Origin of the sequence: Butyrivibrio sp. XPD2006 (assembly GCF_000420865.1) — a bacterium.
In the GTDB taxonomy this organism is placed as follows: domain Bacteria; phylum Bacillota; class Clostridia; order Lachnospirales; family Lachnospiraceae; genus Butyrivibrio.
The window spans coordinates 65,382-90,514 of sequence record NZ_ATVT01000007.1 but is presented as its reverse complement, the minus strand read 5'-3'; the positions used below and the strand labels follow the sequence as shown (position 1 = coordinate 90,514).

The window sequence follows — 25,133 nt, the reverse complement described above, 5'->3', positions numbered from 1 at the left end:
GAGGAAAATTATGAAAAAGAAGTTAGTTTCTTTAGTACTTGCATCTTGCATGGTACTGAGCCTTGCTGCTTGCGGCAACACAACTCCTGCTGAGACACCTGCTGATACAACAGCTGATACTCAGGCAGAGGCACCTGCTGATACAGCAGCTGACACTCAGGCAGAAGCTCCTGCAGCTGAGCCTGTTGGTGAGCAGAAGATCAATGTATGTCTTGCTTCAGAGCCTGCATCACTTGATCCCGCACTTAACTCTGCAGTTGACGGTGCTACACTTATCAACCACCTTTTCTCAGGTCTTGCTAAATGGGGCCTTGATGCAAATGGTAATCTTGAGCTTCAGCCTGACTGTGCTGAGGAACTCGTTGAAGGTGTAACAAATGACGACGGAACAGTAACCTACACTTACACACTTAGAGATGGTCTTACATGGTCAGACGGACAGCCTGTAACAGCAGGTGACTTCGTATTTGCATGGAACAGAGCAATCGCTCCTGAGACAGCAGCTGACTATGGCTACATGTTCGAGGTTGTTGACGGATATGCTGATGGTAAGCTTAACGTTAACGCAATTGACGACAAGACTCTCGAGGTTACTCTTGCAAACACAGTTGCTTACTGGGATGAACTTCTTGCATTCCCTACATACATGCCTGTTCGTGAGGACGTAGTTGCTAACGAGGCATGGGCTACAGATCCTTCTACATATGTATGTAACGGTGCATACACAATGACAAGCTGGGATCACAACTCACTTATCACAATCACCAAGAACGACAACTTCTATGATGCTGATAAGATCACAATGGAAGAGATCAACTTCTACCTTTCAGATGATGCTAACAACCAGCTCGCTAACTTCGAGAATGGTGACTGGCAGATGATCGATGACGTTCCTACAAACGAGATCGCTACACTTAAGGAGACATATCCTGATGAGTTCGTAACAGCAGGTCAGCTTGGAACATACTATGTATGCTGGAACATCAACGAGAACATTCTTCCTGCTTCAAACACTCTTACAGGTGCTGACAAGGCAGCTGCTGAGAACGAAGTTCGTAACGCACTTGCACTTCTTATCGACAGAAACTACATTGTAAACGACGTAGCACAGGGTGGACAGGTTCCTGCTTCTTCATTCGTAGCTATGGGTCTTACAGATGCTGACGGATCACAGTTCTATCAGAATGCAGGCGGAAACAGCTTCGCCGGATACTACGATGTATCTGAGGATGCTTACGAGGCAAACTGGGGTGCTGCTCTTGAGACACTCAAGAAGTACTACACATTTGATGAAGCAACACAGCAGTTCACAGATTTCCCTACACTTACATACCTCTACAACACATCAGAGGGACACAAGGCAATTGCTGAGGCTATTCAGGCTACATTCGCTGGAATCGGCATCACAATGAACCTTGAGAACCAGGAGTGGGCTACATTCCTTGATACACGTAAGGCAGGTAACTACTCAATCGCACGTAACGGATGGCTCGGTGACTACAACGATCCTATTTCATTCCTTGATATGTGGACAACACAGTCAGGTAACAACGATGTTCAGTTTGGTAAGGGCGACAACGCTAAGGTTCAGGCTTACTCACTCGACATCACAGATCTTGGCTATGACACAAAGGTTGAGAACGGAACATGGTCAGAGACATATGATGTACTTATTGCTGACATCAAGACCTGCACAGACGTAAATACACGTTATGAGCTTATGCACAGAGCAGAAGATCTTCTTATGTCAACAGGCTGCATCTGCCCTATCTACTACTACACAGACCTTTACATGATCAGCAACAAAGTACAGGGATTCTTCTCAAGTCCTCTTGGATACAAGTACTTCATGTACTGCACAATCACAGGTTAATTGCGAGAACAGAACTACCTTGTGAAAACAAGCTGTGAAATAAAAGAGAGCCGATACCATTTGGTATCGGCTCTTTTATTAGTTTGTTTATTTAAAGATTTCCGGTCTTAGAAAGCCTTTCTTACAGTCATGTGTACCTTGCCACCGCGGATAGCAATCTTTACATCGTCAGCGAGCTTCTTAAGTACAGATGCCTCATACTGATCATACTCAGGATCATCTACGAAGTGACCAACAACATCTGAAGCGACGTCATCCGGAAGCTCATAGAAAACCTTGTCGGAATCAGCTGTCATAGCCTGCTCAAAAGCATCTCTGAGCATTCCGAGGAAACTTCCTGCAGCTTCGTTCTTTCTTGAGCTGGATGCGGAGATGAGAGTAGCTCTCTTATCCTTGTCCATAACGGTCTCAGTTGTAAGATTGAGATCATAGGTCTTATCTTCCTGATCAACCCAGAAGGAAGCTTTAACTTCACCTGTTACGATCCTTACCATGCTGAGCATTTCTTCTGTAAAGAGCTGAAGATGAAGTGAATCTGTAGCATTAAGGCCATTGAATTCAGCAAGCTTCTTGGTTGCTTCAACTGCCTCTTTAAATCCGGTACCCTTGTTATCAATAGCGATTACGTCTGATTTCATAGTCTCTGCTCCTTTCAACCCTCGATGTCAAATATGTTGCTGAATCCGGTTACGGTAAAGACTTCCTTAACGATATCGTTAGGGTTGACAATCTTAATTGTACCCTTGTTGTAAAGAGCCTTCTTAGCAGAGAGAAGAGTTCTAAGTCCTGCAGAAGAGATGTACTCAAGAGCGGACATATCAATTGTAAGTGCCTTAACCTGATCAAGAGACTCATTCAGTACCTTTTCAAGCTCAGGTGCTGTCCCTGTATCAAGTCTTCCATCCAACGCGATGTTAAGCTGATCTCCATTAACGGTTTTTGTGATATTCATAGCATTCCTCCTAATAGTGTGTAGGTGAAACAATAATATGATTTATTGTTTTTATTTTATCATAATAATGCATGATTTGTGCGATTATTATTGAGTAACAAATCTAAAAAATCAGTTAATTCACTTGCCTTGTGATAATAAAAGAATAGCATTTGCTTTATCACAGTAATGTCACACTAAATATTTCTTTACTTTTTAGCAGATGGTAATATAATTAAAAACTGTGTATTTATATAGATGATGTTAGTATTAGCGGAGGATGTTAGTAACATGCAATCAAAAGACAAATTAAAGCCAATGCTGTTTTCAAACCTTAAGCATTACAGTGTAAAGCAGTTTGGCAGTGATGTTGTATCCGGAATCATAGTTGCCATAATTGCGCTTCCTTTGTCAATCGCCCTTGCTCTTGCATCGGGTGTTGGCCCTGAGGAAGGTCTTTATACAGCTATTGTAGCGGGCTTTATCATTTCATTTTTGGGTGGTTCAAGAGTTCAGATAGCCGGACCTACAGCTGCTTTTGCGACAATAGTTGCCGGAATCGTGGCAACCAAGGGAATGGAAGGACTGGCAATGGCTACTATATTTGCCGGTATTCTCCTTATTCTGATGGGAGTATTCAGACTTGGCTCACTTATCAAGTTCATTCCTTATACTATAACAACCGGATTTACAGCAGGTATTGCTGTGACAATCCTTGTGGGACAGATCAAGGACTTCCTGGGATTAACATATCCTGCAGGAACCAAGACAGTTGAGACCATGGAGAAGGTGAAGGCCATAGGTGCAAACATCGGAACCATCAACGTGTGGGCTCTTGTAGTCGGTGTTGTTTGCCTTCTTATTCAGATTGTATGGCCCAAGGTAAGCAAAAAGATTCCCGGATCTCTCGTGGCAGTTATCGTTGGAATCCTAATGGTGAAGCTTCTTAATCTTAACGTTAACACCATAGGAGACCTTTATGAGATAAAGGGAACACTTCCACAGCTTCATGTTCCTGCCTTTGATTTTGAGACAATCAGATCGGTAGCAGGAGACGGCTTTACCATTGCAATTCTTGCAGCTATTGAATCATTGTTATCCTGTGTTGTAGCTGACTCCATGATCAACTCTCACCACAGATCAAACATGGAGCTTATCGCTCAGGGTGCAGGTAATATCGGTTCTGCACTTTTTGGTGGTATCCCTGCAACAGGTGCTATTGCCAGAACTGCTGCAAACATTAAAAACGGTGGTAGAACACCTATAGCCGGAATGGTACATTCTTTGTGCCTGGTTCTTGTACTTGTAGTACTGATGCCGTTTGCTAAGCTTATTCCTATGCCTACCATAGCAGCAATCCTATTTATGGTTGCATATAACATGTGCCAGTGGAGAACTTTCGTACATCTTTGCAAGACAGCGCCAAAGAGCGATGTATTTGTTCTTGTCATCACATTTGTGCTGACTATTGTATTTGACCTTGTTGTAGCTATTGAGATTGGTATGGTTCTTGCATGCCTCCTGTTTATGAAGAGAATGAGCGACGAGTCAGGTATCACAGGATGGAAGTATTACGATCCTGATGAGGATCCCGATGGACCCGAGCTTAAAGATATTCCTAAACACGTAAGAGTTTATGAGATCAGCGGACCTATGTTCTTTGGTGATGCTGACATGATCGCAGAGATCGGATTTAAGGACTTTACAAGAGCTCTTGTAATCCGTATGCGTGGAGTTCCTGCAATCGATGCGACAGCAATGCACTCCTTTGAACAGCTCTATGAAAGATGCAAAGAAAACGGCGTTCAGCTTGTCTTTTCCCATGTAAATGAGCAGCCTATGGCTACCATGGAAAAGGACGGATTTGTGGACCTTGTCGGAAGAGAGAATTTTAAACCTCACATTGATGATGCCCTAAAGCGCGCTGCTGAAATCTGAATGAAGATAAGACCATAAATAATGGTGCAATCATCCCCAAGAATCGGGATGGTTGCACTTTTTTATTTGGTAAGAGTAAATTTGATATAATGGTAAAAAAACTATAAAATTACGTTTTTTAGAAGAAAAATATATTACACTATATGTATAAAATTGGGGATGAAAGGACCATCTGTTGGATAAAAGCTACTTTATTGACAATCTGGACAGGGCAATCAAAGAGGAATGGATAAAGGCTTATCATCAGCCTCTTGTTCGTGCTGCAAGTGGTAAGGTTTCCGATGAGGAAGCCTATTCGAGGTGGATAGACCCCCAAATGGGAACCTTTACAGCTTCAGAATTTGTTCCTGCACTTGATGAGGCAAAGCTGACCTACAAACTTGACCTTTATATGGTTGAGAGAGTCCTTAAGAAAATGAAGGAGCAGTCCGAACAGGGCTACTATGTTGTGTCTGAATCCATAAATCTTGCTGCCTCAGACTTTGAGTGCTGTGACATGGTTTCGGAGATCACAGCCTTAATAGATTCCTATGGCTTTACAAGGGACAAGATTTCTATTGAAATTTCGGAGAGGACAATGTCTTTGGACATTGATCGCATGAAAAAGGTGGTGGATCGCTTCAGAGCCGGAGGAGTAAAGGTATGGATGGATGACTACGGAAGCGGATATGCTTCAATGCTTATTCTTCTTAAGGTGCACTTTGATCTTCTGAAGATAGACAAGATATTTATAGAGGAAATAGATAAGTCTGATGCCGGAAAGATCATTGTTACTGAGCTGGTAAAGACAGCATTGGCACTCGGTATGGACACTGTGGCTGAGGGCGTTGAAACAAAGACTCAAGTGGATTTCCTGAAAGAAATAGGCTGCGTCAAATTGCAGGGGAATTACTATACCAGGCCTATTTCTTTTGCAGATATTGTTGACAGAAATATCAGGGGAATACAGATTGGGTTTGAGAATCCTGCAGAGGCGGGATATTTTGAAACCCTTGGCAGAATTAATCTATACGATCTTGCAGCTTCGAAAACCGATGAAAAGGATTTAAATAAATACTTTGATACCATCCCTATGGTTATTTTTGCACTTGATGATAAGAAGGCAACCTTCGTCAGATGTAACAGAAGCTACAGACGTTTTGCCCTGGATTATTTTCCTGACGGCAAAAACAGGAAGGAAATCTTTTACGATACTGTAAGTAAAGGCCCGGGAAATTACTCTTATAATGCTATAAGACAGTGTGCTAAAAACGGAGAGAGGGTAATAATAGACGACATTACAGCCAGTGGTCATACCATACAGATGTTCATCAGAAGGGTGGCGGTAAATCCTGTTACAGGTGTTGCAGCTGTAGCGGTGGCCATATTATCGGCTTCTGATATAGCAAGTAATGAGGGGCTTACCTATAACTATGTGGCAAGGGCTCTTTCTGAGGACTATATCAAGCTGTATTTTGTAGATCTGGATACAGAGACTTTTGCAGAATATACTCCTGACGGAGATAGCAGGGATATAACCTTTGAAAGGCTTGGAAATGACTATTTTGACCTTGAGAAGAATACTATAGATTTTGAGATATATTCTGAGGATGTTGAGAACTTCAAAGCTGAGTTTACCAAGGATAACTTCATAAAGCAGATCAGGGAGAATGGTCTCTTTTCAATGGTTACTCGAATGATGCTGGGCGGTGCTCCAACATATGTAAGCATCAAGGGAGTAAAGACAAAGGACGCAGCCAATCATGCTATTATCGGAATCAACAATGTCGACAATCAGATAAAAAGCAGGGAGATTGTTGAAAGAGCTAAGGAAGAGAGCATTGTTTATTCCAGAATAGGTGCGCTGACCGGAAACTTTATTTTTATCTTCACGATTGATCCAAGAACTCAGGAATACTACATGTATAATCCGGGTGGAAATTCTACGGATTTGAATATAGAAAGTGAAGGAAAAGATTTCTTTGTAGATATCATAAAGAATGCCGACAAGGGTATCTATCATGAAGATCTGGATGCATTCCTGACTGCTTTTACCAAAGAAAATGTCTATGAGCAGATACTTAAGGCAGGCATGTTTGAGAATGAACACAGAGCAATCATTAATGGAGAGCCCAAATATGTTCAGTTAAGGGCTACTTTGACCATGGAGGACGGCGAAGAAAAGCTTATAGTCGGTATCTTTGATATCGATGAAAAGATAAGACGCGAGCAGGAATATGCCATAAGCCTTAATGCAGCAGAGGTAAAGGCAAACCTTGATGAGCTTACCGGCATCAAGAATAAGCATGCCTATGTTGAGATGGAAAAGATATTAAATACAAGAATAGAGGAGAAATACACACCTTCTTTTGCAATCTGTGTCTTTGACTTGAATGGCCTTAAACAGATAAATGATACTTACGGCCATCAGGAGGGAGATAAGTATATTAAGCATGGATGCGATACCATCTGTCGTATTTTCAAACACAGCCCGGCTTACAGAGTTGGCGGTGATGAGTTTGTGGTTATAGCGCAAGGCTATGATTACCTAAATATTGATGCTCTGATGCTTAAAATGAGAAAGCACAACATGAGGAACAAACAAAAGGGCGATGTCGTAATAGCTGCCGGAATGAGCAGATTTAAGGGGAATGAAACTGTAGCAGATGTATTTAAACGTGCTGATGAGGAAATGTACAGGAACAAGAAAGAACTTAAGAAATAAGTTTGATAAGGGAGATGATCCGGACGGATACAACGCCAAATGGCAACAATAAAATGAAGTTTGATCAATATCTGTATCCCATTCATATATGGGCGCTTTCCTTTGGATGTGCCGTGGGATGGGGTGCTTTTGTCATGCCCGGAACTACGTTCCTTCCAAAGGCAGGTCCTGTCGGAACTGTTGTAGGCCTTATAATCGGCGCCGTTGTCATGTTCATAATCGGTGCCAATTACCACTATCTGATGAACAAGTTCCCGGATGGAGGTGGAACTCTCACCTATACGCTTAGAACCTTTGGCCATGACCATGGCTTTATGAGTGCGTGGTTTCTGGTCCTTGTGTATATTGCAATCCTTTGGGCCAATGCATCTGCCCTTGGCCTTATCAGTAAATTTCTCTTAGGAAGTACTTTTCAGTTCGGTTTCCACTATGTGATCCTTGGATATGACGTATATCTTGGAGAAGTGCTCCTATCAGTGGCAGCGGTACTTATTTGCGGAATATGCTGCATCAGAGGAAAAAGAATTGCCTTTACTTTGCAGGTGATCTTTGCGCTTATTCTCATCTTTGGAATTATCATTTGCGCAGCATTTGTTGCAGGTGTGGACGGCAATATCCTTATTCCTTCAAGACCTTATTTTGTAAGTAATCAGGGCAGCAAGATCAACCAGATATTTATAATTGCGGCTCTTTCACCCTGGGCTTTTGTGGGATTTGAATCCATCTCAAACTCAGCTGCAGGCTTCAAGTTCCCTGCCAAAAGAAGCCTTCGCATCATGGCGATAGCTCTTTTTACGGCAGTATTATCTTATCTGCTATTGGCTCAGATAGCTGTGGCGCATGTTGATGATGGGTACACTACCTGGCTTGATTATATAAGGGATATTGGTAATCTCTCCGGTATAGAGGGACTTCCTACCTTTTATGTTGTTTCTGATACCATGGGAAGCAGTGGCGTATTTATACTGGGACTTGCTGCTTTTGCAGGAATAATAACAGGTCTTATCGGCAACTTTATCGCTGCCAGCAGGCTGATGTTCTACATGGCTGATGAGGGAATGCTTCCGCCGTGGTTTGCAAAGCTCAATGAGGAAAAGAATCCTAAAAATGCCCTTGTTTTTATCATGTGCATATCTCTTTTTATCCCGCTTCTTGGCAGGACTGCCATAGGATGGATCGTTGACGTAACAACGATCGGAGCCACAATAGCATACGCCTATACTTCAGCAGCGGCTCTTGCCAATGCCAAAAAAGAGGACAATAAGAAGGTTGAGATAACAGGTATAGTCGGTATTGTCATGAGCGGCTTGTTCTTCCTGTTCTTTATGATGTCATCGGCAGAAGCTATGTCCACAGAGTCCTATCTGATACTGGCAACCTGGAGTATCCTGGGATTCTTGTGGTTCAGGTTCGTGTTTGAAAAGGACACGGAAAGAAGATACGGCAAATCAACGGTTGTCTGGGTAACCCTGTTGTTTCTGATATTTTTCACATCCCTCATGTGGGTTAAAAGAGCTACCGACGATATGACAAAAGATGTTGTCGGAAACATAAAGGATTACTATGAGAGTCAGAGCAGTGGCAAGGACATTGACACCATTGAAAGAACAGAAGCCTATATACAGGAACAGCTGGTAAATGTAGATCATGTCCTTACCAGAAACAGCCTGATCCAGATGAGCCTTATCATAATCGCTCTTGTCATCATGTTCAGCATTTACAGGATCATGTCAAGGAGAGAGAAGGCGGCTTCCATTGAGTCCATCAAGGCCAATGAGAGGAGCCGGGCCAAGACGGTATTCTTGTCCAATATGTCCCATGACATAAGGACTCCTATGAATGCCATTATCGGCTATATCAATTTAGCTGAGGATGAAGCTGTTACCCATGAAGAACTAAAGGATTACCTGCATAAGATAAAAGGATCCAGCCATCATCTGCTTGCACTTATAAATGACGTACTAGAGATGAGCAGAATTGAGAGTGGAAGAATGGACCTCGAGCCTGTTCCCGTAAATTTAAGCAAAACCTTTGAGGATGTCAGAGATCTTTTTGAACTGCAGATGCATGAGAAGAATATTGAGTTTAAGGTGGAATGCATAGATCTTAAGGATCCTCATGTTTACTGTGATATAAACAGACTTAACAGGGTACTGCTCAACCTTATCAGTAATGCCTATAAATTTACCCCTGAGGGCGGAAGTATATCCGTTACTCTAAAGCAGACTACAGCAGTTGTGAATGGCTGTGCAGACTATGTGATAAGCGTTAAAGACAACGGAATCGGTATGTCCGAAGAGTTTACAAAGAAGGTATTTGAAGCCTTTGAGAGAGAAAAAGATGCAACTGTAAGTGGCATTCAGGGAACAGGCCTCGGAATGAGCATTGTAAAGAATATAGTTGATCTCATGGGCGGAACCATTGCGGTTAATTCCAGGAAAAACAAGGGCTCTGAGTTTATTGTAAAGCTCTCATTAGATAGACAGAGCCAGGAAGATATACAGAAAGAAACAGAGGCGATTGAAGCAAAGAATAAGGCAGGAGTTGCAGACTTCAGTTCCATGAGACTTCTTCTTACAGATGACATGCCCATAAACAGGCAGATTGCGATCAAGCTTTTGGAAAAACAGGGCTTTACGGTAGAGACTGCAGAGAACGGAAAAGAAGCTGTGGACAAAGTAAAGGCAGCTGAGCCGGGGTACTACAACGCAGTTCTTATGGATATTCAGATGCCTGTAATGGATGGCTATGAAGCAACGAAGGCCATAAGAGAACTCGATGATGAAGCAAGAAGAAAGATACCTGTTATCGCCATGACGGCCAATGCCTTTGCAGAAGATGTTAAAAAAGCCAAAGATGCGGGCATGAATGCCCATATAGCAAAGCCCATAGATGTAAAGAACATGATAGACGTCCTTACGGATGTCCTTACTTAAGGAACTGTTTTCTCTTTCTTGACAGGTGTGTTATTATAGCAAAGTAAGTTAAATAAAGCGGATGGTGTCTGCAGGCCGTTTGGCCGTGCAGGTGAAAAGGGAAGCAGGTGTAAGTCCTGCGCGATCTCGTCACCGTGTTTCGAGAGCTCTTTATGTATGCCACTGGAGAAATCCGGGAAGGCTTAAAGAGCGCAGCCGTAAGGCTACTCGATAAGTCGGGAGACCTGCCAGTCGCTGTACATGGGAGAAATCCTAAGTCACGAGGAATTGACGGTACGAAGAAATAAAGGCAGGAGCATGGATCTTGCTTTGTTTTGCTGTGTAATAGAAGCCAATCCCTTGTGAAAACAAGGGATTTTTTATTGCCCATGAATAAATATCAGGAGGGTATTATGAAAAAGAAATTTCTAGGAATGTTCATGGTGGCAGCTTTGTCAGTAAGTATGCTGGCAGGTTGTGCAGGAGCAGCAGAGCAGAGCGTACCGGAGGCTCCGGCAGAAGAGACAACACAGGAGGCAGCTGAAGAAGTAACTGAAGCAGCACCTGAAGAAACTACTGCTGAGGCAGCTTTGGAGGATGGTGTTTACAGCGCAAAGTTCACAACAGACGGAAGCATGTTCCATGTCAATGAGGTTTACAAAGACAGAGGAACTCTTACTGTTAAGGATGGTCAGATGACTATCCACATAACACTTCCTTCAAAGAATACAGTTAATCTTTTTATGGGATCAGCTGAGGATGCACAGAAGGACGGAGCTGAGCTCCTTGAGCCTACAATTGATACTGTAAATTACGATGACGGTACAACCGAGGAAGTTCACGGTTTTGATATTCCTGTTCCTTACCTCGATGAGGAATTTGATGTTGCCCTTGTTGGAACAAAGGGCAAGTGGTATGACCACAAGGTTGTTGTATCAGATGTTCAGGAAGATGCGGGAGATGATGATCAGGCGATGGCAGATAAGGTAGCTGAGCTTATAGATGCAATTTATGTTCAGAACTATACAGATGACACCTATGCAAACTGCGAGGCAGCAAAGAAAGCATGGGATGAACTTACCGATGAGCAGAAAGAGCTGGTTGAAGGCGAGTTTGCAGATCCCGACTACTTCGGAAATGATACAGGAGATGCTTCAAAGGACGATCCTCTAAACGGTGATGAGATCGGAGAAAAAGAGCTTTTGGTAGTAAGCTTTGGTACAAGCTTTAACGAGAGCAGAGCTGAGGATATCGGAGGAATTGAAAAGGCACTTGCAGCTGCCTATCCCGATTACAGCGTAAGAAGAGCTTTCACAGCACAGATCATCATAAATCACGTCTATGCAAGAGATGGTGAGAAGATCGACAACGTTGAGCAGGCTCTTGAGAGAGCAGTAGCAAACGGTGTAAAAGAGCTTGTGGTTCAGCCTACACACCTTATGCACGGCGCAGAGTATGACGAGCTCATGGATACCCTCTCCAAGTACGAAGATAAGTTTGAAAAGGTAGTTGTTTCAGAGCCTCTTCTTGGAGAAGTAGGAAAGGATGCTACAGTTATCAACTCTGATAAAGAGACAGTTGCCAAGGCTGTAACTGCAGCAGCAGTTAAGGATGCAGGCTTTGCAGACATTGATGCGGCAGAAAAAGACGGTGTTGCATTTGTATTTATGGGACATGGAACCTCTCACACAGCAAAGGTTACATACTCTCAGATGCAGACACAGATGGATACACTTGGCTATAAAAATGTATTTATCGGAACTGTAGAGGGTGAGCCTGAGGAGACTGAGCTTTCAGAGGTTATAAACAAAGTTAAGGAAGCCAGATATAAGAAGGTTGTACTCAGACCTCTTATGGTTGTTGCAGGTGATCACGCAAACAACGATATGGCAGGAGATGACGAGGATTCCTGGAAGAGCGGTTTTGAAGCCGATGGCTCTTTTGATGAAGTTACATGCCAGATTTCAGGACTTGGAAGAATTGACGATGTACAGAAACTTTATGTGGAGCATGTAGAGAGTGCACTTAAATAAGACTATTAACATAAGGCATTATTTGCTGATCCTGATAATGCTCCTGTTATTGTCCGGATGCGGCAGAATTCCTGACGGGGATTATGCCGCTTCCGTTTCTTTAACGGGAGGCAGCGGGAAGGCATACATAGAGAGTCCGTGCAAAGTAAGCGTCACGGACGGCAAGGCTGTTGCAGATATTATCTGGAGCAGTTCAAACTATGATTATATGATAGTAGGTGGAAAGACCTATTATCCCATAAGTACGGAAGACGGATCTAAGTTCCGGATTCCTGTCACTTTGAATAAAGAGATGAAGGTACAGGCGGATACTACCGCCATGGGAACACCTCATCTTATTGAATACACCCTTTTATTTGATATTGGAGATGAAAACAATCTGCCGGAAGATGAGGTGGAAGTGTCATATGACAAATCTGACATGGAACCCATTGAGATTCCGGGTTTTACATACATTTCAACAGATGCTAGCTCTTTTGCAAAAGAATATAAGATACACAGATATGACAACGGTCTTTTGGTGGTGGCAGTAAGTGATGGCAGGAACTATGTAGTTGTGCCCAAAGGCATGGATGCTCCTGGGATAAATGCTCAAGGAACATACATCATCAAAAAGCCGCTTAATAGTATCTATCTGGCGGCTTCAGCTGTTATGTGCCAGTTTGACTCAATAGGAGCAATGGATAAGGTTACGCTCTCAGGGACAAAGCAGGAGGACTGGTATATCAATGCGGCAAAAGATGCCATGGAGGCAGGAACTCTTGTTTATGGCGGAAAGTACAGCGCCCCTGACTATGAGATGATGATGGAAAAGGGTACTGACCTTGCCATCGAAAATACCATGATACTGCACACTCCAAAGGTCTTGGAAAAGCTTGAAAAGCTGGGAATAACAGCTTTCATAGACAGATCAAGTTACGAGGAGGATCCTCTTGGAAGACTGGAATGGATCAAGGTTTACGGAGTTTTATGTGACAAAGAAGATGCTGCTAAGGATGCCTTTTTAGCGCAGACAAAGCTGGTGGAAGACATCGACCTTTCCGGCGTGGAAGGAAAAAGTGTTGCTGTATTTGCTGTTAATTCAAGCCACCAGATCGTCACCAAAAAGAAAAATGATTACTTTGTTAAAATGATAGAAAAGGCAGGCGGAACCTATGCTTCTCCGGATGCAGGCAGCGATGAAAAGTCTGCGTCATCGGTTACTGTCAGCATTGAGGCGTTCTATGACTACGCAAAGGATGCGGATATACTGATCTATAACGGAACAATACAGGATGCGCCGGCGGACCTTGACGCGCTTGCGGATATGGACGTGACCTTCAAGGACTTTAAGGCAGTTCAAAGCGGCAATGTATGGGCCTGTGACAAATCGCTGTATCAGTTTACCAATAAAGCAGGAACAATTATTTCTGACCTCTACGAGGTTATTGCAGAGGGAAAAGAGACTACGGAGTTTTTCTACAAACTGAAGTGAGGACATACTTGGCTAAAAATCTGATGATACAGGGCACCATGAGTGGCGCCGGAAAGAGCATACTGACGGCCGGAATCCTTCGTCTTTTAAGGCAGGAGGGCTTTAGAGTTGCACCTTTTAAGTCCCAGAACATGGCCCTTAATTCCTATGTTACCCAGGACGGGAGAGAGATCGGAAGAGCTCAGGCATTGCAGGCTCTGGCTGCAGGAAGAATTGTATCTTCCGACATGAATCCCATACTTCTAAAGCCGACAGGGGAGAGGGCTTCACAGGTTATCGTGAACGGACTTCCCATAGGGGACATGGATGCAAGGGAGTACTTTAAGAATAAGAGAAAATATGTGCCGGATATAATGGCAGCCTATGAGAGGCTCTCACAGGATACGGATATCATTGTCATAGAAGGCGCAGGAAGCCCCGTGGAGATCAATCTGAGGTCCGAGGATATCGTGAACATGGGACTTGCAGAGCTTGTGGATGCACCTGTCCTTTTGGTGGGTAACATAGATCCCGGCGGCGTTTTTGCGCAGCTGCTCGGAACTGTGAATCTTATGCCGAAAGAGGAAAGAGACAGGATAAAGGGACTTATCATCAACAAGTTCAGAGGAGATGTTTCGCTCCTTACACCGGGGCTTACGATGTTCAAGGAGTACTGCGATATTCCCTTTGCCGGAGTGGTACCTTACATGGAGCTTTCTCTTGATGAGGAGGATTCACTTTCTGAAGTGTTAAAAGAAAGAGATGGATTTGGGAGTGATGGCAAGGTAAAAATAACCGTAATAAGACTTCCCTTTATCAGTAATTATACAGATTACTCGATATTTGAGAATATCGAAGCTGTGGAATTTATCTATACCCGTGAAGCAAAGGCTGTTGAAGAAGCCGATCTTGTCATAATACCGGGAACGAAGAACACATTATCCGATCTTAAGTGGATGAAGGAGAAAGGGCTTGATAGTGCCGTAAGGGCAGCGGCTCTGAAAGGAGCCTTGGTGGTTGGAATCTGCGGCGGTTTCCAGATTCTTGGAAGGAGCCTTAAGGAGACGGATGGCGGGAATTGTGAAGATAAGGGACTTTGTCTTTTGCCTGTGGATACGACATTTGAGAATGAAAAAGACTTAAAGCAGGTGGAAGGCGTTCTTTCGGGAATTCAGGGAATCTATGCAGCCTTAAACGGCAGAGAATATAAAGGCTATGAGATCCATATGGGAAGGACCAAAGCTGAGAATTCTAACACCCCGGTCATAACTGAGGGAAATGTGCTGGGAACTTACATACACGGATTCTTTGACAGGACAGAAATTGCGGAAGGAGTTCTTTCGCTGCTCTTTGAGAGAAAAGGGATCAAAAGACCTGTTCCAAAGATGGAGAGCCGCATGGAGACCCAGGAAAAAGACCTTGATAAACTTGCTGATTGTCTTAGAGAGAATCTTGATATGGACCTGATCTACAGGGCCATCGGAATATAGGAAAAACAATGGGATTTAAGGAAATATTGCCATCTGAAATTGAAAAAGAAAGCTTTCGCATTATCAGAAAAGAGCTTGCGGAGGCCGGGAAGGTTATTCCCAAGGACGCAGAGCCTACCGTGGTAAGAGTTATTCATACCACGGCTGACTTTGAGTATGCTGATACGCTGGAGTTTTCTGAAGGCGTGATAGAAAAAGCCAAGTCTGCCATCAGGAGCGGAGCACATATCGTAACCGACACCAACATGGCACTTGCAGGCATCAATAAGAAAACTCTTGCCGGGTACGGCGGAGAGGTTCACTGCTTTATGGCAGATGAAGAGGTGGCAAAGCTGGCTAAGGAGAGAGGCGTAACCAGAGCCTATGTCAGCATGGAAAAAGCGATAGAGATCAATGCTCCTCTGATATTTGCCATCGGCAATGCACCAACTGCTCTTGCAAGCCTTAACAGATTATGGCAGGAAAAGGGCTTTAGACCTGAGCTCATAATCGCAGTCCCGGTGGGCTTTGTAAACGTGGTCGAAGGCAAAGACCTTATTAGAAACATGGACGTTCCCTACATAATAAACGCGGGAAGAAAGGGCGGAAGCGGAGTTGCAGCAGCAATCTGCAATTCGATTCTATATAACATGTGATTCATTGGGGTCAGCTTTGGCAATTTTGGTCCCTGGGGACGGGGGTTAGGGACCATTTTTAGATAATTATTAATAGCATATATTTCAATTTGAAAAATGGTCCCTAACCCCCGTCCCCAGGGACCAAAATTGCCAATGATTCGGACAGAATAAATGGAAGAGCTTTATACCTTCAAGGATGACAAGAAGTTAAGATGCGGATATACAACGGGAAGCTGTGCTGCAGCTGCAGCAAAGGCTGCCCTTTTGATGCTCATTGAAGGTACAGATATAAGTCAGGTCAGCATTGTTACGCCAAAGGGCATAACCTATATAGCTGAGATCGTAGATATTGAGAGGACAGAAGCTGGCGTATCCTGCTGCGTTATAAAGGATGGCGGAGACGATATCGACGCTACAAACGGAATGAAGATAAGGGCATTGGTGTCTCTAAGGGATGACGGTGAAATCTTTATTGACGGCGGAGAAGGCATTGGAAGAATAACCAAGCCCGGGCTCGATCAGCCCATTGGCGAAGCTGCCATCAACTCTGTGCCCAGGAAGATGATAAGAGAGAACATAGAAGAGGTTCTTGCAGCAAATGGAGCAAAATCCCGCGGAGCTACAGTTATCATCAGTGCACCTGAAGGAGAGATGATCGCGCAAAAGACCTTTAACCCAAAGCTTGGTATAGTTGGCGGAATCTCAATCCTGGGCACCACGGGAATCGTTGAACCCATGAGTGATGAAGGAATCCTTGGTACCATTAAGGCGCAGATAAACATGCAGAAGGCCCTGGGGAAAAAGGTACTGCTTATGGCGCCCGGAAACTATGGTCTGAAATTTATAACAGACGAATACCGGATAGACGAGGACAGGGCGGTTCTGTGCTCGAATTTTGTATATGACACCCTGATGATGGCGCTAAATGCAGGGTTTGAGAAGCTTTTATTTGTGGGGCATCTGGGGAAACTTGTTAAGGTTGCCGGAGGCATAAAAAATACTCACTCAAAATACGGAGACAACAGGATGGAGATCCTCGCAGACGCGGTCTCGAAATTCGCACAGGGAGAGAGCTTGGCAGAGATTAAAAGACAGCTCGATGAGTGCGTGATGACAGATGAAGCCTTAAGGATCATCGATGAATTTGGATATAAGGAAAAGGTCTTTTGCCATATAGCAGAGTGCATAAAGGAAAATATGGAGAGCTGGGCAGAGGGCAGGATCACCTGCGAGATCATCATATTTGCCGATGGATACAGACTGCTCACAGAAACCTCCGGCGCAAAAGACATGCTTTTTGAGATACAAGGAGAAGACTGATGGTACATTTTGTTGGTGCAGGTCCTGGAGCTGTGGACCTTATAACAATCAGAGGGCAGAAATACATAGAAGAAGCGGATGTTATCATCTATGCCGGCTCTTTGGTCAATCCTGAGCTCTTGAGCAAGGCAAGGCCGGACTGTCAGGTCTACGACTCCTCCAGACTGAGTCTTGAAGAAGTCATAGATCTTATGAAGGATACGGAGAAAAGTGGCGAAAAGATTGTTCGCCTTCACACCGGAGACCCAAGCATTTACGGTGCAATCCGTGAGCAGATGGATGAGCTGGATAAGCTTGGCATCTCGTATGATTACACTCCGGGAGTCAGCTCTTTTTGCGGAGCTGCTGCAGCGCTGAATCTTGAATATACGCTTCCGGGGATAAGTCAGAGCGTACTTCTTACCAGAATGCCGGGCAGGACACCGGTCCCTGATAAGGAGCCAACCATGGTGTTCTTCTTATCTGCCGGTAACATCGATGGACTTGTAATAGAACTCTTGGAGGCAGGAAGAAGTAAGGATACTCCCTGCGCCATTGTCTATAAGGCCACCTGGCCGGATGAAGAGAAGTACGTAACAACACTGGAAAACCTTGCTTTAGTTGCAGAGCAGCATAATATAACAAAAACGGCTCTTATTATTGTCGGAGATGTAGTGGCGCCAAAGGGCTATGATAAGTCCAAGCTTTACGATGCTACTTTTACAACCGGATTCAGAGAAGGAAGCAGCACTAATGAATAGAGAAAGATCTCTAAGAGGGGTGATAGTATACATATCCCTCGCGGTTCTGATACTTATTGGGTTCTTTTTAAGTGTCGGGATTGGAAATGTTCATATCGGATTTACAGAGGTCCTGCGGGCTATCACGGGAGGCGCGTGTGATGAGAAGACAAGAGCCATCATCATGGATATAAGGCTTCCCAGGGTGATCATGACCGTTATTCTTGGCGGAGGCCTTGCTACTTCAGGATTTCTTTTGCAGACCTACTTTTCAAACCCCATCGCAGGCCCCTATATTCTGGGAATTTCATCGGGAGCCAAGATGATGGTGGCACTGGTGCTGATCTTTATTGTCGGAAGTACAGGCAGATCCTCATCACTTCTTTTGATACTGGCTGCCTTTGCCGGAGCAATCCTCACAACGGGATTTATCATCATTATTTCAAAAGCCGTAAGGAACATGATGGTCCTTCTTGCTGCCGGTATCATGGTTGGCTATATTTGCAGCGCAGTTACGGATTTTCTCATTGCCTTTGCCGATGACTCGGACATTGTAAATCTCCACGGCTGGTCACAGGGAAGCTTTTCCGGAGTTGACATGGAGAGCGTTAAATACGCACTGGTCATCGTGGGAGTAGCATTTGTCTTGGTGATGCTTCTTGGTAAGTCCTTAGATGCCTTCAGGCTTGGAGAGGGCTATGCAAGGAGCGTGGGAGTAAACGTGAGGGTAACAAGAAGTGAAGTCATACTGTTATCAAGTGTACTCTCTGCCTGTGTGACGGCCTTTGTCGGACCAGTTTCCTTTATAGGAATTGCCGTTCCCTTTCTTATGAGGGGGCTATTAAAGTCCTCAAAACCAATAGTACTGTTGCCGGCGGCATTTATGTCGGGCGCAGTATTTTGTATGTTCAGTGACCTTCTGGCCAGGAGCCTTTTTGCACCGACTGAGCTGAACATTTCCGCTGTAACTTCGCTCTTTGGAGCGCCTATCGTTATCTTTATGATAATCAGGAGAAATATAAATAATGAAACTTGATAAGGTCGTAGCCGGATATCACAAAAAAATAGTGGTTCGCGATGTGGACCTTTGTTTAGCACCGGGCGAGATCATTGGCATAATTGGCCCAAACGGCGGCGGTAAATCCACAATCTTAAAGAGCATAAACGGGAGCCTTTCGCTTATCGGAGGAAGTGTCCTTTTAGATGACCTGGACGTTTCCAAGGCTCTGCCAAAAGAGATATCGAAGGTCATGTCCGTTGTCACCACCGAGAGAGTAAAGCCGATCCTTATGACCTGCAGGGATGTGGTAGCTGCCGGAAGGATTCCTTTTACCGATGGATTTGGAAGGCTGAGAGAGGAAGACAATGCTCAGATAGACAGGGCAATGGAGCTGATGAAGATAAAAGAACTCTCGGATGTCTCCTACTCAGATGTAAGTGACGGTCAGAAGCAAAGGACCCTGATTGCCAGAGCAATCGCTCAAAACCCCAAGTATCTCGTGATGGATGAGCCGACTTCCTACATGGATATAAGGCACAGATATGAACTTATGGAGACGCTAAAGAAGCTCTCTGGCGAAGGTGTAACAATAGTGGCTTCACTCCACGAACTTGAGCTTGCGCTTTCTTATTGCGACAGACTTCTTCTTGTCTATGACGATGGGCATGTTCTTGTTAAGACGCCGAAAGAGGTCCTCTCAGAAGACTTGTTAAAAGAGCTGTTTGACTTAAGGGACGATATGTACGAGAAGGTTCTGCGAAGCGTAATGGGTGAAAAGAGAGAGGGCGGAACAAGCTTTTTTATCAACAGAGCCTGCAAGTCTTTTCCGTGTCATGACGTGCCGGAAGATGAGTTTAACTGTATGTTCTGCTATTGCCCTCTGTATGACATGAAGGATTGCGGAGGAGATTACACCTATAACGACAAGGGTATCAAGAACTGCAAGAATTGTTCTTTCCCGCATTTTAAGGACAACTATCCGGTGGTGATCAAAAAGCTTAAGGAAAAAATGTATGGTTCAGGCATCAAAGAATAATTACAAGTTCATAAGCTTTACAGCGACCGGAAAAGAACTGATGATGAGGTTTGCATCGCTCCTTTCGGAATCTGATGGTGACACGACTTGGGCACCTGTACCTGAGGGAGGACTTTCGGAATGGACAAGGGAGAACTTTAAGAAAGGCAATATTTTAGTTTATATCGGCGCCTGTGGAATAGCTGTAAGAGCCATCGCTCCCTTTGTCCGGGACAAGAGCGCAGATGCAGCGGTGATCGTGATCGATGAAGAGGGCAGGTTTGTAATTCCCGTTCTCTCAGGTCATCTTGGCGGCGGAGTCGCGGCTGCAAAAGAGCTGTCGGTCCTTATCGGGGCAACGCCTGTGATCACCACAGCCAGTGATGTCAGAGGCGAATTTGCAGTGGATGTTTTTGCAAAAGACAATGACCTGTGCATAAATGATTTGAAAAAGGCCAAGTCTTTTTCTGCTTATCTGCTTGAAAACGGACAGGCGTTTTACCTGGTGGATCCTGAATTTGCAGATGTGCTGGAGGTTATATCCGAGAGAAAAAATCTCTGCAGAGCTGATGAGAAGTCTGCTAAATACGAGGCAGCCGAAGGCTCTTTTACCATATCACCAAGGATCGGGGACGGAGAAAGACTGCAGCTCATCCCCAGGTGTATAGTGCTTGGAGTGGGATGCAGAAAAGGTAAGGAAGGACTTGAACTGATAGAGTTTGCAGACAGAGTTCTTGATGAACTTTCAATTGATAAAAGAAGTGTTGCAGCTGTTGTCTCCATTGATCTTAAACAGGACGAGAAGGGAATAACGGAACTTGCAGATGAGCTTGGAGCAGAGTTTAAGACATTTTCCGGAGAAGAGCTTATGAAGCAGGAGGGAGAGTTTTCAGCGTCTGAATTTGTCAAAGAGACGGTGGGATCTGACAATGTATGCGAGAGGTCGCTTATGGCCTATGGCTGCAAGAGGATCATTATGAAAAAGAGGGCAGAAAACGGTATGACATTGGCGGTGGGAGCCGCCCGGAGGATTCTGAGAGATGAGTGAAAAGTGTTTGTATGTGGTTGGTTTTGGACCGGGACAGTATTCGGATATGACAATAAGGAGCGCCAAGGTGCTAAACTGCTGCGATGTTATCGTTGGGTATACCGTCTACTGCGATCTGGTGCGCCCTATGTTTGAGGATAAAGAGTTTATCAGCACTCCGATGATGAAGGAGGAGGAGAGGGTAAGGCTTGCCTTAAAAGAGGCGGATACAGGCAAAAAGGTTGCCCTTATTTGCAGCGGAGATGCGGGAATATACGGGCTTATGGGACTTGTCTATGAGATGGGCGTTGATTTTCCGGAGGTTTCCATAAAGGCTACGACAGGAGTCACAGCGGCCATCAGTGGAGGAGCCGTTTTGGGTGCTCCGCTTATACATGACTTTTGCTGCATCAGTTTAAGCAACAGGCTCACGCCCTTCGAGCTCATTGAAAAAAGGCTCCGGGCTGCAGCGCAGACGGATATGGTCATTGTGCTCTATAACCCCGAGAGTAAGTCAAGAGCCGGATTTTTAAGGAAGGCCTGCGAGATACTGCTTGAGGAGATCGAAGAGGAGAGAGTGTGCGGAATTGCAAGGAACATCGGAAGAGACGGTGAGAACTCAGAAGTACTTACCCTTGGGGAGCTGAAAGAAGCTTCCGCAGATATGTTCTCGACGGTGTTTATCGGCAATTCATCAACCAGAAATATAATGGGACTTATGGTCACAGCCAGAGGATATCAAAGTGAGAGATAAGATTCTTGTTTTCGGCGGAACCACTGAAGGAAGACTGTTTGCAAGTAAATTAGAGGAACTGGGAATTCCGCATGTGGTCAGCGTTGCAACAGAATATGGAAAGACAGTTGAAGAGGAAAGCGGAGAAGCATCTCTACTTGTGGGACGCATGGACAGCAGCGCAATTGCAGACCTTCTTAGAAGCGGCGAATTTGCTGCAGTTGTCGATGCAACGCACCCCTATGCGATAAAGGCCTCCCAGGAGATAAAGAGCGCCTGTGAAAAAGAGTCTTTTACCTATTTAAGGCTGCTCAGAAAAACTGCAGATTCTGAGGCAAATGAAGGAAACGTGACATATGTTGAAGATGTGACAGATGCAGCAAAAGAGCTTGAGAAGAGAGCAGGAAACATATTGCTCCTTACGGGTAGCAGGGATTTAAAAGAGATTACAAGCAAAATTTCCGATATATCCAGAGTTTATGTCAGGATCATCCCGGATGTTGCAAGCATCGAAAAGTGCCATGAAGCGGGGCTACGGGGACGTCAGATAATTGCAATGCAGGGACCTTTTTCTGCGGCCATGAATGAGGCTCTGATAAGAGAGATAAATGCATCGGTCATCCTTACCAAGGAAAGCGGAGAGGCAGGGGGATTTTCGGAGAAACTAAGGGCTGCTGATAACTGTAATGCAGAGACAATCGTTATAAGAAATCCTGAGAAGAATGATACCACTCAGGATGGTCTTGAAGCCGGAGAAATACTTGAGAAGATACTTGCTATCCTGGGAAAAGAGCCTTTAGAAGAAACAAGCAAAACCATTACTTTAGGAGGCGTAGGCCCCGGGGATGAGAGGTTCTATACCGCTGAATTATCAAAAGCTTTGAAGGAAGCTGATATTGTCTTTGGCGCAAAGACGGTTCTTGAGAGAATAAACGGTATTTCCGCTCCTCAAAAGGACTGGTATGAGGGAGAGAAGATCCTGGAATTCTTAAAAGAACATCAGGAGTATAAAGCTCCTCTTGTGGTGTATTCGGGAGACATAAGCCTTTGCAGCGGAGCAAAGAAAGCCTCTGCAATATTTGAAGAGGTTGGCTATACAGTAAAAAAGATAACCGGAATATCTTCGGTATCACTCTTTGCAGCAAGGATCGGAGCTGCTCTTGAAGATGTAACGATAATCTCAAACCATGGCAGAGATTGCGATGTGTGCGGTTTTGTAAGGAAAAATGAGAAAGTAATTCTTCTTGTAAATAGCGCAGAAGCAGCACTTGAAACAGCAAAGAGATTGCCTGAAGAATGCAGAGTGACATTTGGATGTGAGCTTGGAACAGATATAGAGAAGATAAGCGTGTATGGGGCAGAAGGTTTTTTGGAAAGTGATGTCAAGGGCAAGACCTTAATGTATATCGAGAATCCTGCCGCCATAGAAAACAAGCTGATACCGGCGCTTTCGGATGATGAGATAATAAGGGGCGATGTGCCCATGACCAAGGAGGAAGTAAGGTCACTGTCTATAAGAAAACTTGGTCTTACCAAAGACAGTATTCTTTTTGATGTTGGTGCCGGAACAGGCTCAATATCGCTGGAAGCTGCACTTACTGATCCGGGCGTAAAGGTCTTTTCCATAGAGAAAAGCGAAAAGGCCATAGAGCTCCTTTATAAGAACAGAGATAAATTTGGACTTGAGAATATGGAGATAGTTGAGGGAAAAGCACCCGAAGCTCTATCCGGCCTTCCAAGACCAAGCCATGTTTTTATTGGCGGAAGCAGTGGAAATCTTGAAGAGATCATAAGGAGCTGCAAGAGGGATAACGGGCCTGTAAGGTTCGTGGTCAACTGCGTGACTCTTGAGACCCTTGGAAAGACCATGGAAGTGATCAGTGCCATGGGAGCAGCAAACACTGAGGTGGTTCAGCTTAGCGCAGCAAGGTTTAAAGAGGTCGGATCCTATCACATGGCAGATGGGATGAATCCGGTGTTTGTTATAGCTTTTGAAGTTTAGGTGGATGGTAATGGAAAGAGAAAAAGTACTGCCAAGAGTTCTTTTGTGCGCGCCAAAAAGCGGCAGCGGAAAGACTCTTATAACCTGTGCACTTTTGCGTGCCCTTGTAAAAAAGGGCTTTAATCCCTGCGCCTTTAAATGCGGACCTGACTTTATAGATCCGATGTTTCACAAAAGCGTATTATCGGTTCCTTCAAGAAATCTGGATCTTATAATGGCCGGGGAAGAGGGAGTAGAAAGAAGCCTCATCGAAGGCTCAAAGGGGTGCGATATCGGCATTATTGAGGGCGTCATGGGCTTTTATGACGGCCTTGGAGTCGAGGAAGGGATTGGATCTTCATATGACCTGTGCGTAAGGACAAAGACCCCGGCGATACTTATTGTTGATGCAAAGGGCATGAGCAAATCCGTGGTTGCCATGATTAAGGGATATCTTGAGTACGGCAGCGATCGCGTGATAAAGGGTGTTATTCTTAACAGGGTATCAGCGGCTCTTGTTTCCGAGCTTTCAACCCTTATCAAAAAAGATATTGGAATCCCTGTAATAGCAGCGCTTCCTGCACTAAAGGACGGCGTTCTTGAGAGCAGACACCTGGGGCTGGTTATGCCATCGGAGGTTCCGGAGCTCCTTTCAAGAGTTGACAGTGTTTCGGATGAGCTTTTAAAGAGCCTTGATATGGACGGCCTTATGCAGATAGCAAAAGGGGCCGGAGCCATAAACGTCCCGGAAGAGAAGCCGTATCCGCAGTTTGACGTGACTGTGGGCGTTGCAAGGGATGAAGCATTTTGTTTTTACTATGAGGAAAACCTTGAGCTCCTTGAGAAAATGGGGGCGCGTATAAAGTTCTTTTCCCCGATCCATGATAGAAAAATTCCGGAGATATCAAGGCTGATCATAGGCGGAGGCTATCCTGAACTCTACGCAAAAGAGCTCTCGGAAAATGTAAGCATGCGTGACAGCATTAAAAAGGCTGCGGACTTTGGAATACCAATTCTTGCAGAGTGCGGAGGCTTTCTCTACCTGCAGGAGAAACTCAAAGATAAAGAAGGCAGCGAATACGATATGGCGGGAGCGCTTAGTGGCAGCTCATTCATGACAGATAAGCTCTCGCACTTTGGTTATGTTTCTGTAAGCAGAGCTTTAGACAATCCCTATCTGATGGAACAAGATCGCGTAAGAGGGCATGAATTCCATTACTACGACACCACGGATAACGGCGAAGCTGCTACAGTTACAAAGCTAAGCAGTGGCAGGTCCTGGAGCGGATATCAGTCAAAGGGAAATGTCTTTGCGGGATTTGCTCACCTTTACTATCCTTCCTGCAGGAAGGTTATAGAGAGATTTTTAGGAATGTAGGAATTT

At 44.6% G+C, this 25,133-nt stretch carries 18 protein-coding genes and 1 riboswitch; of the genes, 16 read left to right on the top strand and 2 right to left on the bottom strand.

Annotated elements, in window-relative coordinates; all coding sequences use genetic code 11:
* Window positions 1–10 precede the first annotated feature (10 nt).
* Window positions 11–1,873, top strand: a complete 1,863-nt coding sequence (locus G590_RS0109645; RefSeq protein ID WP_022765459.1) for a peptide ABC transporter substrate-binding protein — start codon at window positions 11–13, stop codon at window positions 1,871–1,873.
* A gap of 107 nt (window positions 1,874–1,980) precedes the next feature.
* Here the strand turns inward: G590_RS0109645 and G590_RS0109640 are convergent, their stop codons facing one another.
* A complete protein-coding gene (locus tag G590_RS0109640) occupies window positions 1,981–2,511 on the bottom strand; it encodes a hypothetical protein (protein WP_022765458.1) in 531 nt (176 codons plus the stop codon).
* A 14-nt stretch (window positions 2,512–2,525) separates the two neighbouring features.
* Window positions 2,526–2,825 carry an STAS domain-containing protein gene (locus G590_RS0109635; protein WP_022765457.1) on the bottom strand — a complete coding sequence of 100 codons (300 nt, stop codon included), beginning with the start codon at window positions 2,823–2,825 and terminating at the stop codon, window positions 2,526–2,528.
* Window positions 2,826–3,095: 270 nt separating this feature from the next.
* Here G590_RS0109635 and G590_RS0109630 point away from each other — a divergent pair, with 270 nt between their 5' ends.
* The 15 genes from G590_RS0109630 to G590_RS0109555 all read left to right on the top strand — a co-directional run bounded on the left by G590_RS0109630 (window position 3,096) and on the right by G590_RS0109555 (window position 25,127).
* On the top strand, window positions 3,096–4,742 hold the full coding sequence (locus G590_RS0109630) for a SulP family inorganic anion transporter (protein ID WP_022765456.1): 1,647 nt from the start codon (window positions 3,096–3,098) through the stop codon (window positions 4,740–4,742).
* A 175-nt stretch (window positions 4,743–4,917) separates the two neighbouring features.
* Window positions 4,918–7,446: a bifunctional diguanylate cyclase/phosphodiesterase gene (locus G590_RS19060; protein ID WP_022765455.1), complete on the top strand. Its 2,529-nt coding sequence runs from the start codon at window positions 4,918–4,920 to the stop codon at window positions 7,444–7,446.
* Window positions 7,447–7,499: 53 nt separating this feature from the next.
* A complete protein-coding gene (locus G590_RS20595) occupies window positions 7,500–10,382 on the top strand; it encodes an ATP-binding response regulator (protein ID WP_196802480.1) in 2,883 nt (960 codons plus the stop codon).
* Window positions 10,383–10,427: 45 nt separating this feature from the next.
* A riboswitch (cobalamin riboswitch) is annotated at window positions 10,428–10,628 on the top strand.
* 146 nt (window positions 10,629–10,774) lie between these two features.
* Window positions 10,775–12,394, top strand: a complete 1,620-nt coding sequence (locus tag G590_RS19045) for a sirohydrochlorin cobaltochelatase (RefSeq protein WP_022765454.1) — start codon at window positions 10,775–10,777, stop codon at window positions 12,392–12,394.
* The gene (locus G590_RS19040; RefSeq protein WP_022765453.1) at window positions 12,381–13,868 is read left to right on the top strand and encodes an ABC transporter substrate-binding protein; all 1,488 of its coding nucleotides are present in this window, start codon (window positions 12,381–12,383) and stop codon (window positions 13,866–13,868) included. The genes G590_RS19045 and G590_RS19040 overlap by 14 nt, the downstream gene beginning before the upstream one ends.
* An 8-nt stretch (window positions 13,869–13,876) precedes the next feature.
* Window positions 13,877–15,337, top strand: a complete 1,461-nt coding sequence (locus G590_RS0109600) for a cobyric acid synthase (protein WP_022765452.1) — start codon at window positions 13,877–13,879, stop codon at window positions 15,335–15,337.
* Between the two features lie 8 nt (window positions 15,338–15,345).
* Entirely contained in the window at window positions 15,346–15,972 is a 627-nt protein-coding gene (locus G590_RS0109595) for a precorrin-8X methylmutase (protein ID WP_022765451.1), read from the top strand.
* Window positions 15,973–16,125: 153 nt separating this feature from the next.
* Complete coding sequence (gene cbiD, locus G590_RS0109590; RefSeq protein ID WP_022765450.1) at window positions 16,126–17,274, top strand: cobalt-precorrin-5B (C(1))-methyltransferase CbiD; 1,149 nt, start codon at window positions 16,126–16,128, stop codon at window positions 17,272–17,274.
* Window positions 17,274–18,014 carry a precorrin-4 C(11)-methyltransferase gene (gene cobM, locus G590_RS0109585; protein ID WP_022765449.1) on the top strand — a complete coding sequence of 247 codons (741 nt, stop codon included), beginning with the start codon at window positions 17,274–17,276 and terminating at the stop codon, window positions 18,012–18,014. Before cbiD ends, cobM begins: the two co-directional genes overlap by 1 nt.
* Window positions 18,007–19,029: a FecCD family ABC transporter permease gene (locus tag G590_RS0109580; RefSeq protein ID WP_022765448.1), complete on the top strand. Its 1,023-nt coding sequence runs from the start codon at window positions 18,007–18,009 to the stop codon at window positions 19,027–19,029. Before cobM ends, G590_RS0109580 begins: the two co-directional genes overlap by 8 nt.
* On the top strand, window positions 19,019–20,029 hold the full coding sequence (locus tag G590_RS19035) for an ATP-binding cassette domain-containing protein (RefSeq protein WP_022765447.1): 1,011 nt from the start codon (window positions 19,019–19,021) through the stop codon (window positions 20,027–20,029). Before G590_RS0109580 ends, G590_RS19035 begins: the two co-directional genes overlap by 11 nt.
* Window positions 20,007–21,056 carry a cobalt-precorrin 5A hydrolase gene (locus G590_RS19030; RefSeq protein ID WP_022765446.1) on the top strand — a complete coding sequence of 350 codons (1,050 nt, stop codon included), beginning with the start codon at window positions 20,007–20,009 and terminating at the stop codon, window positions 21,054–21,056. The genes G590_RS19035 and G590_RS19030 overlap by 23 nt, the downstream gene beginning before the upstream one ends.
* The gene (gene cobJ / locus G590_RS0109565) at window positions 21,049–21,789 is read left to right on the top strand and encodes a precorrin-3B C(17)-methyltransferase (RefSeq protein ID WP_022765445.1); all 741 of its coding nucleotides are present in this window, start codon (window positions 21,049–21,051) and stop codon (window positions 21,787–21,789) included. Before G590_RS19030 ends, cobJ begins: the two co-directional genes overlap by 8 nt.
* Window positions 21,779–23,770, top strand: coding sequence for a precorrin-6A reductase (gene cobK, locus G590_RS0109560; protein WP_026494060.1), 1,992 nt, complete (start codon window positions 21,779–21,781; stop codon window positions 23,768–23,770). Before cobJ ends, cobK begins: the two co-directional genes overlap by 11 nt.
* Before the next feature lie 10 nt (window positions 23,771–23,780).
* Window positions 23,781–25,127: a cobyrinate a,c-diamide synthase gene (locus tag G590_RS0109555; protein WP_022765444.1), complete on the top strand. Its 1,347-nt coding sequence runs from the start codon at window positions 23,781–23,783 to the stop codon at window positions 25,125–25,127.
* The last annotated feature ends 6 nt before the right edge of the window (window positions 25,128–25,133 follow it).